Here is a 16550-nt window from a genome sequence, read left to right as displayed (position 1 = left end):
GATCGCGCAAACCTAGCCGTTTCCTTTTGCATCCGTTCTGGGCAAATCCGTGATGGTGTGCACGCCTGTTTCGTTGTTGCGTCCCATGGTTGACATGGACGCTGAGCTTCCTAGCGGAGTGTTCCAGACCGCCAAACTTGACTCGTCTTTTTGAGTCGGAATAAGCGGCCTGTTCCAACTAAACATCAACCCACTTTTGGGATTTAAAACATGACTCGAATTAACACTAACGTTTCGTCTTTGGTCGCTCAGAACCGTCTACAAAGCAGCAACGCTGACCTGCAAAAGTCGTTGACTCGTCTTTCCACCGGCCTTCGCATTAACAGCGGCAGCGACGATCCGGCCGGATTGCTAGCCAGTGAAGCTCTACGTAGCGAAATCACCGGTTTGACTAAGTCGATCAGCAACACACAACGTGCCAGCCAAATCATCAGCACCGCTGACAGCGCCCTGGGCCAAGTCAGCAACTTGTTGAACGATGTTCGTGGTCTTATTGTCGAAGCCGGTAACTCGGGTGCATTGTCCAGCGACGAAATTGCTGCGAACCAACTGCAAATCGACTCATCACTTGAAGCCATTAACCGAATCGCACAAACAACGACTTTCCAAGGTCGTAAGCTGCTCGACGGATCCCAAGACTACGTCAGCACCATCGGTAGCGTTTCAAGCATCAAAGACTCGTCGATCGACCAAGCCAAGCTAGGATCGACCGGCAAGATCGACGTCAGCGTCGACATCACCAAAGCCGCTGAAAAGGCTTCCGTCGACATCTCTTCAGATGCATTTAATGCTGCTGACATCGATCCAACTTCCAACAGTGAAGTTGCTGTCAACGAGCTGACCATCACGGTAGGCGGCGAAGACATCACTGTCCGCGGTAACGCTGACTTGCTTGCTAGTATTGAACTGGAAGTAAACGACACCCTTGACGATGTTGCAACCGTGAAAACGGGTGCGGAATCCGGTGACATTGTAATCGAAGTCGATAGTAATTCGAACGCATCGGACGTTGATGACGTCTTGGCAGCTCTGAACGGTATCGACGGCCTTGTGGCCACCAGTTCCGGTGATGGATCAGGTGCCGCTACCGCGGCCGTCGCGAAAGTCGACGCGGCCGCCGGCGAAGCTGCCAATATTGCAGTAACCGGCGATGGCCTGGATGCCGTCACTGTCAATTACGTTGCCGGTGCCGACGCTGCTGCCTCGGCAAGCTTTGATGCCGACACCAATACGGTAACCGTTTCCCTGGGTACCGATGCTGACGCCAACACGCTTTCAAACATCAAGGATGCGATCACGGCATCGGATGCTTCCATCACAGCGGATATCGTTGACGCTGCTGGCGATGCCACATCCGACAACGACGACATCACGATCTCCGCTACCGACCTTCCTGCTGAAGCAACCGCGACGAAGGTAACTGCGGGTTTGAAAGACGATCTTGTCTTCCAACTAAGCGGAACCGACGGTGCAGAAACATTCAACTTCGGTGCTGGCACGACCTTGGATCAAATCAAATCCGCCGTCAACTTGGTCAGCGATGCAACCGGGGTCGAAGCTTCCGGAACAAGCGACTTGACATTCACCAGCACCGCGTACGGCACAGACGCTCTCGTTAGCGTTGATGTGATCAGCGAAGGTGATGACGGAGCTTTCGTCACCAGCCTTTCCGCAACCCGTTCGTCCGGTAAAGACATCGAAGCAAGTGTCAATGGCGTGCAAGCCAGCGGCAATGGCAACAAGTTGTCGATCAACACATCGACTCTTGATCTAAGCCTGACCGTCGACGAAGGCAGCAGTACTGACTTCTCGTTCAGCATCACCGGTGGTGGAGCGACTTTCCAGCTCGGCCCAGCAGTGAATAGCACACAACAAGCTTCACTCGGTATCGGCAGTGTTTCGACTGGTAAGCTCGGTGGTGCATCCGGTCGTCTTTACGAACTGGGCAGCGGACAAGCCAAGAGCTTGACCAACGACGTTAACGGTGCCGCCAAGATCATCGATGAAGTCATCAAGAAGGTTGTCGGCACACGAGGCCGCTTGGGATCATTCCAAAGCACGACTCTGGAAAGCAACCTGGTTTCGCTCAACGATACCAAGGCCAACCTTCAGGAAGCTGAAAGCTCGATCCGCGACGCTGACTTCGCACAAGAATCAGCTAACCTGACCCGTGCTCAAATCCTGGTTCAGTCCGGTACCAATGTGTTGTCACTGGCTAACCAGAACCCACAAAACGTCTTGTCGCTGTTGCGTTAAGACTAATTGGGAAATTGGTCCGGGGGGACTCATTTCAAAGCTCGAAACCCGGCAGAGGCCTTTGCTTCTGTCGGGTTTTTTCGAACCCATCGGGTAGCGTGCAGTTCCCATCAAATGTGGTGTCTGTGTTGCCCCAGTATTTGTCGCAGTGTTCGACCGAGGTGTTTGCCGCACACACCTTGATCAAAGCCAGCAAATCCCAACACGACGAAGATGCCGATTACGCAGGTTCCGATTGTAACGACCAGCTAAACGACAACAAAGACTTCAGTTGCACATGCCGATACAACCATTGGGTGTGTCAGACTCCAAAACAATTCCGATCCTTTGAATTGACTCAAGCTCATGAATTATTCGGCCGACATGATCACGCATTCGCCTTCGGATTCAACCGTCAACGGTCCCGCCGTGTCTCACTACGCCGCACCTGCGTTTGACGGCAACGAACGACGCCTCGGTGTTGACTCCAATCCACCCGGTAACGACGGTTCGATCAATTTCGGTCGACGCAGCGGTGACACCTACCTCGAATCCGCGATCGCCTCGGCATCCCCCGCCAAGTTGCGAATGATGCTGATTGAGCGTGGCGTGGAAGTCGCACGACACCTCGCTCAAGTTTGGCGAGAAAATCCTGGCAAACGGGGTACCAACGAACACTCTCTGAAGCTTTTCGAACTGCTGACCGAACTGCTCAGTGGCGTAACGGATGATTCCGTCGAAGTGTGCCGTACCGTCGCCGATCTTTACGTCTTCCTTTGCCAGCACCTGATTGGTGCCGAAGCGAACGGCGACGCCACCATGATCGACGAAATTCGTCTGGTACTGGAAACCGAAGCCGAAACCTGGCGAATGGTCTGCATGCAGGAATCAGGCCATTCACCGGCCAAGAACCGAGCGACAGAATTGCTTTCTGGCGGTTTGAACCTGCAAGGCTAGGCAGCACCTACAAGACTGCAACACCCCGACAAGCTGCCAGCACCACGACAGACTGCAGCACCACGACAGACCGCAGCACACGGGGGGGACCAAGCACGACCTGCGGTGCGTCCGCAACCAGCAGTCGAAAACGAATCCCGTTTGAGCGACTAACGCTTAGCCAAGGCTAGGACGTCAACCGAGCACTCAAGCGTACTACGCTTTTCTGAAATGCTCGGCGATTGCCTGGAATGCTCAGCCATTCTGCAACGCTCCGTTTTGCCGGAACGCACGCGAACCACGTCTTCGCGTTCCCTCTTTCAACTGAGTGCCAGACCTGGCGAAACGATCCCCGTGATTCCTTAGGATGACTTCGTCACGTTGGAAAAGCGTAGGTGCCGCTGCATCGCTGTCCCATCGAATCACACGCTATGGGCTTCTGCCTGAGCTTGCGTTTGTTCCGCAAACATCAACAGCCCAAGAGCTCAGCAGAACCAAAACTCTGCAGCCTGGTCATGCCGTGATACGGTCCCTGATGTTGATGTATTCACACGGGGCTACTCCACAACTGAAGCGTCCTCGTTGGGACGTCTACAGCTCGCGTGACAGCCCGAATCCGGTAAACGGTACAATGCCGTAAATTCCCTCGGTGAAGACCTGGTTGACGAACTGATTGAACAGTTGAATCGGGCGTTCCGGCACGATCACGACGTCGCCGTCACGCAACCAAATCTCATCGGCAGGCGTCGGTCGTTTGCCACGAATCGCTCCCTGCAAGTCGAGCATTGTCGAAACCAACCGCCAATCCTCGGCGCGACGAAAAATCACGACCTGACGGAGGTTTCCGCCCTGCAGATGACCACCCGCTGTCGCGATAGATCCTAAGACAGTGGTGGGTGCGGTGAGTTCTTGCCGTCCAGGAGTCCCCACTTGGCCGAGCACGTAAACAAAGTGCGGAGCTTGTTGCGTTAGAATGGGCTCGACTTCCAGCCCAACAACAACCTCGGCATAACGCAAATTGATTTCACGTTTGAGCTGTTCTAGCGTGAATCCTTGCACGTTCACGCCGCCGATTCCTGGCAAGCGAATATGGCCATCAGGCATCACCGTCACGGTAATCGCCTGGGCCGTGAATCCACCCAGTCCGCCCACCGCCGCGCGAATGTCTTCGGCTAGAGTATTGGTGCGAACCGGCGTCACGTCGATCGATGGGTCGTCGTAGAATGCCTTGTACTCGCGTTCCAGCAACTCACGTAATCCCTGGACGGTCAGTCCGGCCGCTTGTATCTGGCCAAGCAACCGCACCGTGATCGTTCCGTCAGGCTGAATCAGCAACCCGTTTTCCAGCGTACCACGATTCAAATCAACGTCTGCGATGGATTCAATTGAAACCTCATCGCCCGGCATCAACCGGTACTGGCCATTGTCCTGACGACGTGTAACCAGATAGACGATCTGCACTTCATCACCAGGACGAAGATGATAGCGGGCCAAATGCTGCAAACGCGAAGGTCCTGCGTACCCTCCGGGACCGTACGCATCAAACTTCATCGGACGCATGTCTTGCCATCGGGCTTCGCTGCCGCAAGCTGTCGCACAATCGACACCCATCATGCACTTCGGGCAACCGTATCCACCCGACGTTGCCGTCATCGCCGTTCCACACTGCTGACAACCAACCGGTGCCATTTGCGGCGCTACGATCGTGGTCGCTGAATGCCGATGGGCAAGCAGTTGTGGTTGGGCGACGACCATGTTGCCGTGGCAAATGATGGATCCCAGAACGACGACCCATGCGATGATTCGCATAAGCCCATTCGACTGGGCTTGGCCAACGGATAGTGAGTGGTGCAAGAACATAATCAAACGATTCGAAAAGAAAGGAAATCTTGCGGTGCGAAATAATTCAAAATGGCTGCATCCCTAAGCCGTCTTGGAGGGCTTAGAGACAAGCGATGTCGGGTCGTGAACCTCCAACCATTTCCTACCACCATCTTTTGAGCGATGGTAAAAAGCGTGAGCTGACCTTTTGAGTTGCGACAGGTGACGCGGGAGGCACGTTCCCCGGATAGGCATTCGGCATCATCGTATTCGGCGGCTGCCTATTGGGTGACATCGCTTGAGACGTTCGCGTGTTCGGATCAACAATATTGTTGGCATTCGGTTGTTGCGTCATTGCGTTGGGCAATAAAACCGGTGCGTGGCTGCGATCAAACGAGGCGGTTCGTGCGGGAACGGTGGCGGTGGATTTCGGTTTGGAATGAAAGTTCGCTGCCAGCGATTTGATAAACGAGGGACTGGCCGGTTCGGACACAACTTCAGTTGGCTGGTTAGCGTTAGCCACAAGCACTTCGTTGTCCGTCATTGGCGTCGACGGGTAGTGATCCCCGGTGTTCGACGGATAATTTTCGCCCGAATGAATCTCCGTGGAATCCGCAGGACGTCCAGGCATCACTTGCGTGCTGATCGATGCGAATTGTTCTGGTGACATCGTGACGACATCGGGTTGGCGTCGGACACGAGAACGTGTCGCGGCCAAAATCGATTGCCCATAATTCGCGGGTGCTGGCCGGGTCGCGACCTGATTCAAACTCGCCAAACGTGCTGCATTGGCTGCGTTAGGTTGGATCGCCAGCGAATGCTGGAGCGCCCAACGTGCTTCATCCACCAGCCCGACATCTGCAAGGTGATGGCCCAACTTGGCGACCAAGTCAGCATTCCCACTTTGTCCCTGCACCGCCGCTCTTCGCAAACAGATGGCGGTAGGACCGGGCAAACGAGCTGAATCCTTGCGTCCTAATCGAATAGCAGCTAACAAATCCATTGCCTGGGCCGCCAACAAGCTTTCTGACGCGACACCGCTCATTTGCATCCGGGCATAATCGAGGTACCGATCAACCGCTTCACTAGCGGTCGGCAACGCAGCAGAATCTTCGGCGATCAACGAATAGCTCATTCGCATCGGCGGTAACGATTCACGAACCACGGGTGTCTCGTGCGCCCGAGCCAAGCGTGCGATTGCCTGACGGTTGTCTTGGGCATAAGGCCCCACAAAATCGCAAGCTTCGATGATCGCCCGATGTCCTCGGTGCAACTTCGCGATCGCAGTTTCCGCTGGCACGTGACCAGAACTCGACATCGAGTGCGACAGGTCGATTGCCTGGGCCAGTTTTTCCAGTGCCTGCCACGCCGATGTCTCCGCCGAAGCGTAAGCGGCGCAGTCGTACTCAAGACGAGCTTGCTCGAGCAACTTAGCGGCAATCGCTGATTGAGACTTCGCGGTTTGCGTCGCTAAGTAGACCGGTGCTCCCGCCATAGGCTGTGGAGGCTGTTGTTGTAGATAAGCGGAACGTTTTCGGGCGGCACTGGCTAGCTTCGCGGTAGGGCTGGCGAACTGCATGTTCGGATCAGGCATCGTATCGCCATAGATCACGACCGACTCTTGTTCACTGTGGACCACACCGGCATCGTAACTCGGCGGCATTCCGTAAGCTTGCGCATCCACACTTTCGGAATACCCGTGCTCGGAATACTCGGCTTCCGAGAGCACGGAATCGGCATGTTGGGTCGCACCGAATTCATTTGCCGCGAACTCTTCCGCTGAATACTCTTCGGCCGAAAACTCATTCGACGAGAACTCAGTCGAAGAGAACGCTGCGGCCGGGAATGCTGAGTCTGGGAAATTTTCAGCGGGGAACCCAGGATTCGGAAATTCGGAAACCACTAATCCATCAGCAGAAGCATTAGAATGCGGAACCATCTGGCCTGGCAAATCTGGCACGCCGTCGTGCAGTTCGGCGTATCCATCGAACGTTGCAAACGCTTCGTTTTCCCCGTCGATCTGAACTGGTACAGCACCGTCAAACTCACCATCCACAAAACGATTTTGTTGGGGCAGTCCGTTCACTGCATTCGATTCCATCCCCTGCCCATAAAACTCACCTGCCACCGGCAGGCGTTCGGGCTGGTGCGAGCTCGCTGTACGATTGGGTTGGACGTGATGGTCTTGAAATGAGTCCGGCTCAAACGCATCGAATGCCGGCCCCAAAAATACGGTGTCGGACTTCGATGATGCGGCTTGAACTCGTGGAAGCTGCAACGTTGCTTGCGCAGTTGGCTTCAATTGAGCCGCTAGCTTCGCTTGGTTCGTTGGCGACATCAGCGCGTGAAACTGCTTAACATCGTGGCGCTGAAACGATGTGTTGGGGGCCGCTGCCGAGGACGGGTCGGGCGATGATGCGACGAACGGATTGTATTGGTGTCCGCGCGGCGCCGTTGCCTGCGGTTCCGCTGCTAAGGCGACGTTTTGGAATGCGATTAGGCCGAGCCCACCAACACTTTGCAGCACCATCAAACCGCTAGCCAAAACCCGACGGGCTCGACGGGTCCGACGTTGCCGTGCACCCAATGGTAGGCGAGATTGAACGGTTGCGAGTGTCGCCGATGATAGGTTCGTCGATGGCATTGAAAATCGCTTGAAAATGGGTGGTTTCCTACAGAATCGAATGTGAAGTTGAGCTTCGCAAAACTGAGGGCGAACCGAATCGACATGCAGGAATCGTGCTACCGGCACGACGATGCCTAACGTTTCCATCGGTTGGCGTCCCGGTCCCGTTGTGATGATTCTTCCGGTCATGCCACTTGAATGTCCAATGCCGTCCAAACAAGCGATACAACCGTTACAAGTTGACATTCGGTGGCCTGGCTTTTCACTCAAATCACGCGTCTTCAACGCATTTTGGGCAAAATCAGGCGACTTTCGTGGCCTAAACTTCTACTAAACACTTGTTATCGTCCGCCCACCGACATCGCTCACCATGCCCGCTTCATCAACGACAATCAGTTCGAGTCAAAATCGAATTTGCGATCGATTCGTTGCCAAGAATTCTGCTGCATTGACCGCAGAACTGCTGGTGCTGCGCGATGACGAGGTCGTGACCTACCCGTGCCAATTGGCCGACATCAGCTCCGGCGGTTGCGCCGTCCGAGCAACATTGATCCGGCCCGATGAAGTTTCCGTTGCCGTCCTGCGCGTTAAAGACACTTCCGGAAGCGTCGACCTCGAAATGGCTGGGCGATTGTGCTGGAACCAACAAACTTCGGTGGGCAGCAACACGTTTGGATTTCGCTTCCGCCGTGAAATGGCTTCCGAGACAATCGACTTTTTAGTTTCACACGGATTCGTGACTCGGCGACAAGAACAGCGTATTTCTGCGGGTACCGCTGTGCAAATCCGTCGAGCATACGGCCTACCCAATATTGAATCAGCCACCCTAGAAGATTTCTCGACCACAGGCGTGCGTCTGCATCTCGACTGTCCAGTCGAAGCTGGCGAGCGATTGCTGGTCAGCACAACAGCACCCGCCCCAGCATCCGGAGACGACGCCAACAAAAAATCCAGCGGCAGCGTTACCGTTAAATGGGTTCGTCCGCTTGCTGGACGATTTGAATGTGGCTGTGTATTTCAAAACCTGGCCTCTTCGCGAGCCATCAACGACATATTCGGCGCACTCGCATAGAGCCAACATCGCGACTTCTCTACGCCACTTCTTGCCGCCGCTTCTATTACGCGACCCATGCTTGCCAAATCGTGCGGCCTGTCACGATGCTTCACATTGCGGTAAACCTAGTGCATTGCCAAGATTCATTTCCTGGTTGGTGGACGCGGCAACAAGTCCGTTTGACTTGAACTAAGCGGCGGGACTCGTTACTTCAGTCCACTACGGTCGAACCTGAAATTCCAGACTGAACGAAGCCCCGATACGCGACCGGTCAACTGAACGCGAATCGGCGTAATCGGACGCTGTGTTCGGACTGGTCCTATGCAAGTCCTCTCTAGAACCCGCGAAGGTTGAAACACGATGCGGATATTACTAACAAACGATGACGGTGTTTACGCTCCAGGTTTAGCCGCACTTGGGCAACAACTTCGCCATCTCGGGGAAGTCATCACGGTTGCCCCGGCTACGGAACAAAGCGGGGTCGGCCATTCGATCACCTACCTGACTCCCTTGGTCCCCAAATCCATCCATCGCGACGGTCGGCACTGGGCCTGGGCAGTGGAAGGATCCCCGGCGGACTGCGTGAAACTATCGCTGGCCGAATTATTCGTTGACGAGCCCATCGACCTAGTTGTCAGTGGCATCAACAGCGGCCTGAATGCTGGCATCAACGTGCTCTATTCCGGCACCGTCGCGGCGGCCATCGAGGGTGCATTTTTTGGCGTTACCAGCGTGGCGGTATCGCTGGAACATGACGATGACGCCGACTTCGATGCTGCGGCGGTGATCGCCAAGAACGTCATCAGCCAACTTATCCAACATCAAGAGACCCAAGGCGGGCTCTTCAATCTCAACATTCCAACCGCAGCGACACAAACCACGCGCGACGTGAAGGTCGTCCCCATGGGGTTGGCTCAATACGGCCGACGCTATGAGAAACGCCAAGATCCCGGGGGACGTGACTATTACTGGGCGTTGTGGTCCGAACCCAATCAGCCACCACCGAACCTGACCGACGTGGCTCAGCTTCGCGAAGGCAACGTCACATTGACGCCGCTGCATTTCAACCTAACGCGTCAAGAATTACTCGAGCCGATGCAGGACTGGGGACTTCGCGGTTAGCACGCATGATTGCCCCCAACACATGATTGCCTCCAACATGCGGTCTGCCATTCGCCCATGGGCACTGCAAGGCCGCCCGCAGGCATTGCATCACGCACAGCATCCCGTCACCCTCAGGGATGCCAATCGGAAACGCCACCACCCCGTTGAAGACTCATGGCCGAAACCCCAGCGTTCACAAGACGCAGCGACGTCTCGTCGACAACTTAGTCGAACCTGTCTTCAGAGGACCACGCTGCAACGCGGTAGGCAATTTCCCTAGCACGGACGTGCATCTATCACTTGATAGCGCCTTCATGCGTACAAGCGGATTCCCTAAAGCCGATATCCGCATGAAGTTACGCATTTTGTGCAGCCGGCTTCAGGCACGATTAGCTCAATAATCGCGACCAATCTTGGTGAAAAACCTCCGGAATCCCCAGAAATAGATCGCTAAATTGCGGCATTCAACGGGGAAGGCAAATAGCCACTTCTTCCGCTCTCGATCTGTAGCGACGTACTCCGCATACAACGTGAAATCGAGATATTCGCGATACGGTCCAAATCGATTTGAGGGACGATTCAGTGTCCATTCGGCACCGGATACATTCCTGCATTGATTTAGGGCCAACGCCAATCCTTAAAGCAAACTGACGTTATAATAACCGCCTGCAATTTGCGTTATCTCGCTCTGGCAAAACGTCACGACTGCGATAACAACAATCTGAATTGCCCCCACCGAAAATCCCCACCTCCCCACACAATTGCAAATAGGAAGCCCCGTGCAGCGCATGACACTTCCACTTGAAAACGTGCAAAGTTCGGCAGCCCGCTCGTGCCTTTTCGTTTGGCGTGATCCACTTAAAACGACGCTTAGCATAACCCTGGTTCTAACGTTTTTAGCGTCTAAAGGTTTCGCGACCGATCTCCCAAAAGACAAAACCCTGTCGGGAACAACGAGCGAAGTTACAGAAGTATCGTTCAACCGTGACATCCGATCACTTTTGTCGTCGCGATGTTTTTCATGTCATGGTCCCGACGAAGAATCACGCGAAGCAGGACTGCGATTAGATCAAGCCGATGGGGACGAAGGTGCAATCGGCCTAGCAATTGAGCCCGGTTCGGTCGAAGACAGTGAGCTATGGAATCGGATCACATCCGATGATGAATCCATGCTGATGCCGCCACCTGAATCGCACCTGAAACCGTTTTCCAAATCAGAACAACAATTGATCCGGCGCTGGATTGAATCGGGAGCGGACTACGAGGATTACTGGGCGTTCTCGCCGCCGACCAAACCAGAGACACCGGAACTCCCTAATGCGGATCCGCCCTGGAGCGATCAAAGCATTGATCGCTTTGTTCTGCGCAAACTGCGAGCCGAAGGAAAATCGCCTGCCGACGAAGCGGCCCCCAGAACTCTTATTCGCCGGGTGTCATTCGACCTAATCGGGCTTCCACCGACACGTGAAGAAATTCGCAAGTTCAGCGACGCTTACGCGAAGGCCCCCGAAATTGCTTGGGAAAAACTGGTCGACGAGCTAATTGCACGACCGCAATTCGGCGAACACTGGGCACGCCATTGGTTGGACCTGGTTCGATTCGCAGACACCAATGGCATGCACAAGGACTTTTATCGCAATCACGTGGCATATCGTGACTGGGTCATCCGAGCATTCAATAACAACCTGCACTATGACGACTTTGTCCGTTACCAAATCGCGGGCGACTTGTTCGATGAGCCGACCAAGGATCAACTCGTCGCCTCGGGTTTCCACCGATTGCACCTGATTATTGACCGAGGTACCGCGTTACCCGAAGAAAGCCACGTGAAAAACGTACTCGATCGCGTGACTGCCGTCGGAACTGCATTTATGGGACTAACCGTACAGTGTGCTCAGTGCCACGACCACAAGTTTGACCCGATAACTCAAAAGGACTTCTTTTCTCTTTACGCGTTCTTTAACAACATCGACGCTGATCCAGAAACCAACCCGAGGGCAATCACGCAAGGATTACAAGAACCAATCGCCCGTTGGCCGACGGAAACGCAAGCGGCGAGCTTAAAGCAGCTCGAAGAACAACTCGGCGAAGCCGCCGAAGAACTTCGTAGCGTCGAAAAGTCGATCAAGGACTTGGCTAAACAAGTATCGAGAAACGCCAAACTTGACGCCGATGTCGCCGATGACGCGGATGAAGAAACCGTCGGGCTGGAACAAAAGCAAGCCGCTCTAAAAGAGCAGATCGCCAAATTGAAACGCCAGCAAGACGACATTGAACGGGATGTCGACAAGGCGATGGTGATGAAAGAACGCAAGGATGCACGCGAGACGTTCGTCTTGATCCGTGGGCAATACGATGCCCCAGGTGAAATCGTCCCAAGAGATGTTCCTGGATTCCTGCCGCCGCTGAAAAAGTCTGGTGAGATCGCATCGCGAATGGACTTGGCCGAATGGCTCGTCGCACCCGAAAACCCATTGACCGCTCGCGTTGCAATCAACCGTTTTTGGCAATCGTTTTTCGGTGTTGGGCTGATTAAAACGGCCGAGGATTTTGGCAATCAAGGCGAGGTCCCAAGCCATTCCGAATTGCTGGACGAACTTGCCGTCACGTTCATCGAATCGGACTGGGATATGAAGTCGTTGGTGAAACGGATTGCAATGACCAAGACCTATCGCCAAGCGTCACACGCGACGCCGAAAGAATTCAAGGCAGACCCCGAGAATCGTCTGCTCGCTCGGGGTCCGCGGTACCGGTTAGATGCGGAGATCATTCGTGACCAAATCTTGGCCACCAGCGGTTTGCTTTCCACCAAGATGTTGGGCCCGAGTGTAAAACCGCCGCAGCCGGACGGATTATGGAAAGCCGTCTCCATGATCGGCGAACGATTCAAGCCAGACACGGGTGATTCAATTTATCGGCGCAGCGTTTACACGTTTTGGAAACGTGCCATGCCACCGCCACAAATGACAATTTTGAACGCACCGATTCGCGATGCGTGCATTGCCCGGCGTGAGCGAACCAACACACCTTCGCAAGCACTGTTGCTGCTAAACGAAAGTGAATATTTAAAGGCAGCTCGCCACTTGGCGCAACTCACACTAGAGCGTCCCGCCGACGAACGTTTGCCATTCGCATGGGAAACCGTCACCGCAAAAGTACCTGATGCTCAAGAGCAAAGAATCATGACGTCACTACTCGATGACTTGCAGCGTGAATACCAAGCTGCCCCGGAATTGACGAACGAACTGTGCCGCGACACAGCGTTGTCATCTCAAGAAGCGAAGGCCGAACTGGCTGCGTGGACGGTTGTCTGCAATACGCTCTACAACCTCGATATCACCAAGACAAAGGACTAAACCATGAATCCTTTTCACTTGAACGAAACACTTAGCAATCGTCGCCGCTTCCTAACCAACTCGGGAATGGGACTTGGTACCGCAGCGATGGCCTCTTTGCTATCGAACACACAACCAGCGTCTGCCTCCACCGCCGTCGCGACCGCCGGTGTGCCTGCGGGCTGCCATTTCGCCCCCAAAGCCAAGCGAGTCATATTCTTGTTCATGGCCGGTGCGCCAAGTCAAATCGACTTATTCGACCCCAAGCCCGAACTTGAAAAGCAGTTCAATCAACCCTTGCCTCCTTCGGTTAGCATGGGTCAACGCGTGACCGCCATGACCAAAGGAAAAGCCCAACTGGTGATGCCGAGCCCCTTCAAGTTCAAGCAACAGGGCGAAAATGGCATCTGGATGAGTGAACTGCTGCCGCAGTTATCGACGCAAGTCGACAAGCTCTGTTTCATCGATTCGATGCACACCGATTCGATTAACCATGATCCGGGCAAAACAGCTTTCTGTACCGGATCTGAAATTCCTGGCAAACCCAGCATGGGAGCTTGGTTGAGCTACGGCCTGGGATCGCTAAACAAAGACTTGCCTGACTATGTGGTGATGCCGTCGGCATACTGGGCTGGCAAGGTGAACGTCCAGGCTCTGTACTCGCGTCTTTGGGGCAGCGGCTTCCTGCCATCCAAGCATCAAGGAACTAGCTTTCAGACATCCGGCGACCCCGTTTTGTTCTTGTCCAACCCTAAAGGTGTGGACGCCCAAGTGCGGCGACGCATGCTGGACTCGCTCGGACAACTGAACCGAAAGCACTTCGGAGAAATCGGCGACCCCGAAATCGAGACTACGATCGCTCAGCAAGAGATGGCTTTCCGGATGCAAACTTCGGTACCGGAACTAACGGACATCTCCGACGAATCGCAAGAGACGCTGGAAATGTACGGCCCTGAGGTAAACAACCCAGGATCGTATGCACGCAACTGTCTATTAGCACGACGAATGGCTGAACGCGATGTGCGGTTCATTCAGTTGTTTCACCGCGGTTGGGATCATCACACTAAGCTGCCGATCAATTTGCGTGGCCAGTGCCAGGACGTCGACCAGCCAACGACCGCGCTGCTGCGTGACTTGGAACAACATGGACTACTAGAGGACACGCTTGTCGTGTTCGCCGGCGAGTTCGGCCGGACGGTTTATTGCCAAGGCAAACTCGATGCGGAAACTTATGGACGCGACCACCATCCCCGATGCTTTACCGCGTTACTCGCCGGTGGTGGCGTGAAAGGTGGCATCCGATACGGCAAGACTGACGAGTTCAGCTACAACGTCGTTTCCGATGGCGTGCACGTCCGCGACCTACATGCCACGATGCTGCATCTGCTAGGTGTTGATCACCGTCAACTCACTTTCCCGTTCCAAGGGTTGGACCAAAAGTTAACGGGCGTCGAACCTAGCCGGGTCGTCAAAGAAATCATGGCGTAACCCAACGGCATCGAAGCAATCGCAGCGGTTCCTATTTCAGGTTCCGCGTGATCAACCGTTTCCAAGTGGTGCGTGCCGAAGTGCTGGCGAGCTGATCTCATTTCGCCCCTTCGCGGTCTACTTGGCCGCCGCTTTCAGTTCCGCAAAACGAGCTCTCATTTCCTTCAATTGAGCCGCATACTCTGGATTGGAAGCAAGGTCCTGTTCCTCGATCGGGTCCTTCTTCAGATCGAAAAGCTGTTCACGGTCAAATTCCGGCCAATAAAAATACTTCCAATCCTTGCGAACCAACGCCTCCGATGCAGGAATGAAGTCAGCGTTTTGGAGAGTTGGGTGCTCATAGAAGAACTCGCTACGCCACTCCGGTGAATTTTCGTCAAGATACAGCGGACTGATGTCTTTACCCTGCATCGTCTTCGGCGCATCAATATTGGCAGCGGCGAGAATCGTGGGTGCCAGGTCCACATTCAAGGTGAACTCTTCTTTGACCAGACCGTTTTGCTCCGCCGCCAGTCGCGGATCGTCTACGATCAACGGAACGCGAATGCTTTCCTGATGGGGATACCACTTGTCAGCCAGACCGTGTTCGGCGTGGTAATACCCGTTGTCGGTTGTAAAGATGACCAACGTATTGTCGTCCAACCCCTGGGCTTTCAACTCTTCCAAGATTCGACCACACGTCGAATCAACCTCCGTAGCCAAACGATAGTAGTTCTTCATCATCGTTTGGTATTTTTCGGGTGTGTCGAAACGCCAGTGCCAGCGATTGCGTCCTTCGTTCTTTTCATTACCGACGAACTTCGGCAAGCGTTCAAACGAGGCCTGTGTGGCGTTTTCCGGGACGGGAATCGTCACGTCTTCGTACAACTTCATGCTTTCCGACTGCGGCAGGAATTGAAGCGGACTGGAGTCTTCCGCGTGGGTAGCGAAAAAGGCTACGGTCAGGCAAAAAGGTTTGTCGGCTGGACGACTCTTCAAAAACTCCAACGCGTCTTTTTCGTTCTTTTGAGTGACATGGATCTTTGTTCCATCGGGTTGTTTGATCCAGTGCTTCCCGTAATAAGAACGACTGAAGTCAAAACGTTCCGCCGGAAGCCGGCCATTGTGCCACTTACCAACATGTCCAACGTAATAGCCATGATCACGCAGTAACCCTGGATACGTTTCCGACCAATCCGTCTTCCAAGGCTTAAACGACCTGTTGCCATGCCGCGACATCCATTGCCCGGTGTACAACGACGCTCGGCTAATCCCGCAAATCGAGGTGGTCACGCAGTTTCGTGTGAACCGAATGCCTCGACTTGCCAATCCATCTAGATTCGGCGTTTTCACCACTGGGTTGCCGGCCACACCCAATGTGTCGTGCCGCCAATCATCGGCGTACAACACCAGAATATTCATCGGACCAGTCTGCGTTTGCGTCTCGCTCGCACCGACAGGTTCGCTCGTGTTTACGGACAAACTTGTGATCACGCATAGGTACGCAAAAAGCACTAGAATCGGTTTAGTCATCAATTTTCCTCAAAGGTGAAGGCACTCGTATGTCACGATCGAAAAAGTCGCTTGCGACTGAACGAGAACGCTAGGTTCAGCACAACGCCGACTTCGAAAGCGGCGACAATTCGGCACCCTGGTCAGCCAGCGTCAGTTCTCTATGAGTCATCGCGGCATCCGAGTAAACGAATTAGCCGGGCTGGAATATTACAACACCGCTGTACTCAACATACTCGGGACGATTCTCAATCCATTTGATTATTGCGCAGGGATGTATCTTGGCCCGTTCTCATTTGATGATGGTGGTTTGCTTGCCAACACCACGATGCTCGAAACAGCCTTCCAACGCTGCAGAACCCCAAACGATGCATTAGCAGAAACCTGGAGGTTGCCGCCGTTTACAGGGTGGTGGCACACCCCATGCCAGAAAACCTGACCACGCGACCGCGGGCGAAGA

Annotated in this window: 9 protein-coding genes and 1 pseudogene; 7 read left to right on the top strand and 3 right to left on the bottom strand. The window is 54.3% G+C overall.

Going from position 1 to position 16550, the window contains the following annotated elements; all coding sequences use genetic code 11:
• The first annotated feature begins 210 nt into the window (after positions 1 to 210).
• Positions 211 to 2256, top strand: a complete 2046-nt coding sequence (locus tag ACR3ZL_RS05760; protein WP_486173268.1) for a flagellin N-terminal helical domain-containing protein — start codon at positions 211 to 213, stop codon at positions 2254 to 2256.
• A gap of 345 nt (positions 2257 to 2601) precedes the next feature.
• Complete coding sequence (locus tag ACR3ZL_RS05755; RefSeq protein ID WP_473648841.1) at positions 2602 to 3192, top strand: flagellar export chaperone FliS; 591 nt, start codon at positions 2602 to 2604, stop codon at positions 3190 to 3192.
• Between the two features lie 570 nt (positions 3193 to 3762).
• Here the strand turns inward: ACR3ZL_RS05755 and ACR3ZL_RS05750 are convergent.
• Positions 3763 to 4980, bottom strand: coding sequence for a polysaccharide biosynthesis/export family protein (locus ACR3ZL_RS05750; RefSeq protein ID WP_473648842.1), 1218 nt, complete (start codon positions 4978 to 4980; stop codon positions 3763 to 3765).
• 819 nt (positions 4981 to 5799) lie between these two features.
• A pseudogene (locus tag ACR3ZL_RS05745) lies at positions 5800 to 6469 on the bottom strand (hypothetical protein); the annotation flags it as partial.
• Between the two features lie 1519 nt (positions 6470 to 7988).
• On the opposite strand from ACR3ZL_RS05745, the gene ACR3ZL_RS05740 reads away from it, so the two are divergent.
• The 4 genes from ACR3ZL_RS05740 to ACR3ZL_RS05725 all read left to right on the top strand — a co-directional run bounded on the left by ACR3ZL_RS05740 (position 7989) and on the right by ACR3ZL_RS05725 (position 14599).
• Positions 7989 to 8690 (top strand): PilZ domain-containing protein, encoded by a 702-nt coding sequence (locus ACR3ZL_RS05740; protein ID WP_473648843.1) that lies wholly within the window; start codon positions 7989 to 7991, stop codon positions 8688 to 8690.
• 342 nt (positions 8691 to 9032) lie between these two features.
• On the top strand, positions 9033 to 9794 hold the full coding sequence (gene surE, locus ACR3ZL_RS05735; protein ID WP_473648844.1) for a 5'/3'-nucleotidase SurE: 762 nt from the start codon (positions 9033 to 9035) through the stop codon (positions 9792 to 9794).
• Positions 9795 to 10777: 983 nt separating this feature from the next.
• Entirely contained in the window at positions 10778 to 13132 is a 2355-nt protein-coding gene (locus ACR3ZL_RS05730) for a PSD1 and planctomycete cytochrome C domain-containing protein (protein ID WP_473648845.1), read from the top strand.
• Positions 13133 to 13135: 3 nt separating this feature from the next.
• Positions 13136 to 14599: a DUF1501 domain-containing protein gene (locus ACR3ZL_RS05725; RefSeq protein WP_473648846.1), complete on the top strand. Its 1464-nt coding sequence runs from the start codon at positions 13136 to 13138 to the stop codon at positions 14597 to 14599.
• 117 nt (positions 14600 to 14716) lie between these two features.
• Here ACR3ZL_RS05725 and ACR3ZL_RS05720 read toward each other — a convergent pair whose 3' ends face one another.
• Positions 14717 to 16111: a sulfatase family protein gene (locus ACR3ZL_RS05720; RefSeq protein ID WP_473648847.1), complete on the bottom strand. Its 1395-nt coding sequence runs from the start codon at positions 16109 to 16111 to the stop codon at positions 14717 to 14719.
• A 142-nt stretch (positions 16112 to 16253) separates the two neighbouring features.
• On the opposite strand from ACR3ZL_RS05720, the gene ACR3ZL_RS05715 reads away from it, so the two are divergent.
• A complete protein-coding gene (locus ACR3ZL_RS05715; protein ID WP_473648848.1) occupies positions 16254 to 16529 on the top strand; it encodes a hypothetical protein in 276 nt (91 codons plus the stop codon).
• The last annotated feature ends 21 nt before the right edge of the window (positions 16530 to 16550 follow it).

It is taken from the genome of Rhodopirellula sp. J20-39 (assembly GCF_057365095.1).
The sequence above is the reverse complement of the archived record's forward strand: the minus strand, read 5'-3'. Positions and strand labels throughout refer to the sequence as shown.

Bases quoted from the DNA above. Each gene is read 5' to 3' on its own strand.
- ACR3ZL_RS05760 (WP_486173268.1), top strand. From the start codon at position 211: ATGACTCGAATTAACACTAACGTTTCGTCTTTGGTCGCTCAGAACCGT.
- ACR3ZL_RS05755 (WP_473648841.1), top strand. From the start codon at position 2,602: ATGAATTATTCGGCCGACATGATCACGCATTCGCCTTCGGATTCAACC.
- ACR3ZL_RS05750 (WP_473648842.1), bottom strand. From the start codon at position 4,980: ATGCGAATCATCGCATGGGTCGTCGTTCTGGGATCCATCATTTGCCAC.
- ACR3ZL_RS05740 (WP_473648843.1), top strand. From the start codon at position 7,989: ATGCCCGCTTCATCAACGACAATCAGTTCGAGTCAAAATCGAATTTGC.
- surE (WP_473648844.1), top strand. From the start codon at position 9,033: ATGCGGATATTACTAACAAACGATGACGGTGTTTACGCTCCAGGTTTA.
- ACR3ZL_RS05725 (WP_473648846.1), top strand. From the start codon at position 13,136: ATGAATCCTTTTCACTTGAACGAAACACTTAGCAATCGTCGCCGCTTC.
- ACR3ZL_RS05720 (WP_473648847.1), bottom strand. From the start codon at position 16,111: ATGACTAAACCGATTCTAGTGCTTTTTGCGTACCTATGCGTGATCACA.
- ACR3ZL_RS05715 (WP_473648848.1), top strand. From the start codon at position 16,254: ATGAGTCATCGCGGCATCCGAGTAAACGAATTAGCCGGGCTGGAATAT.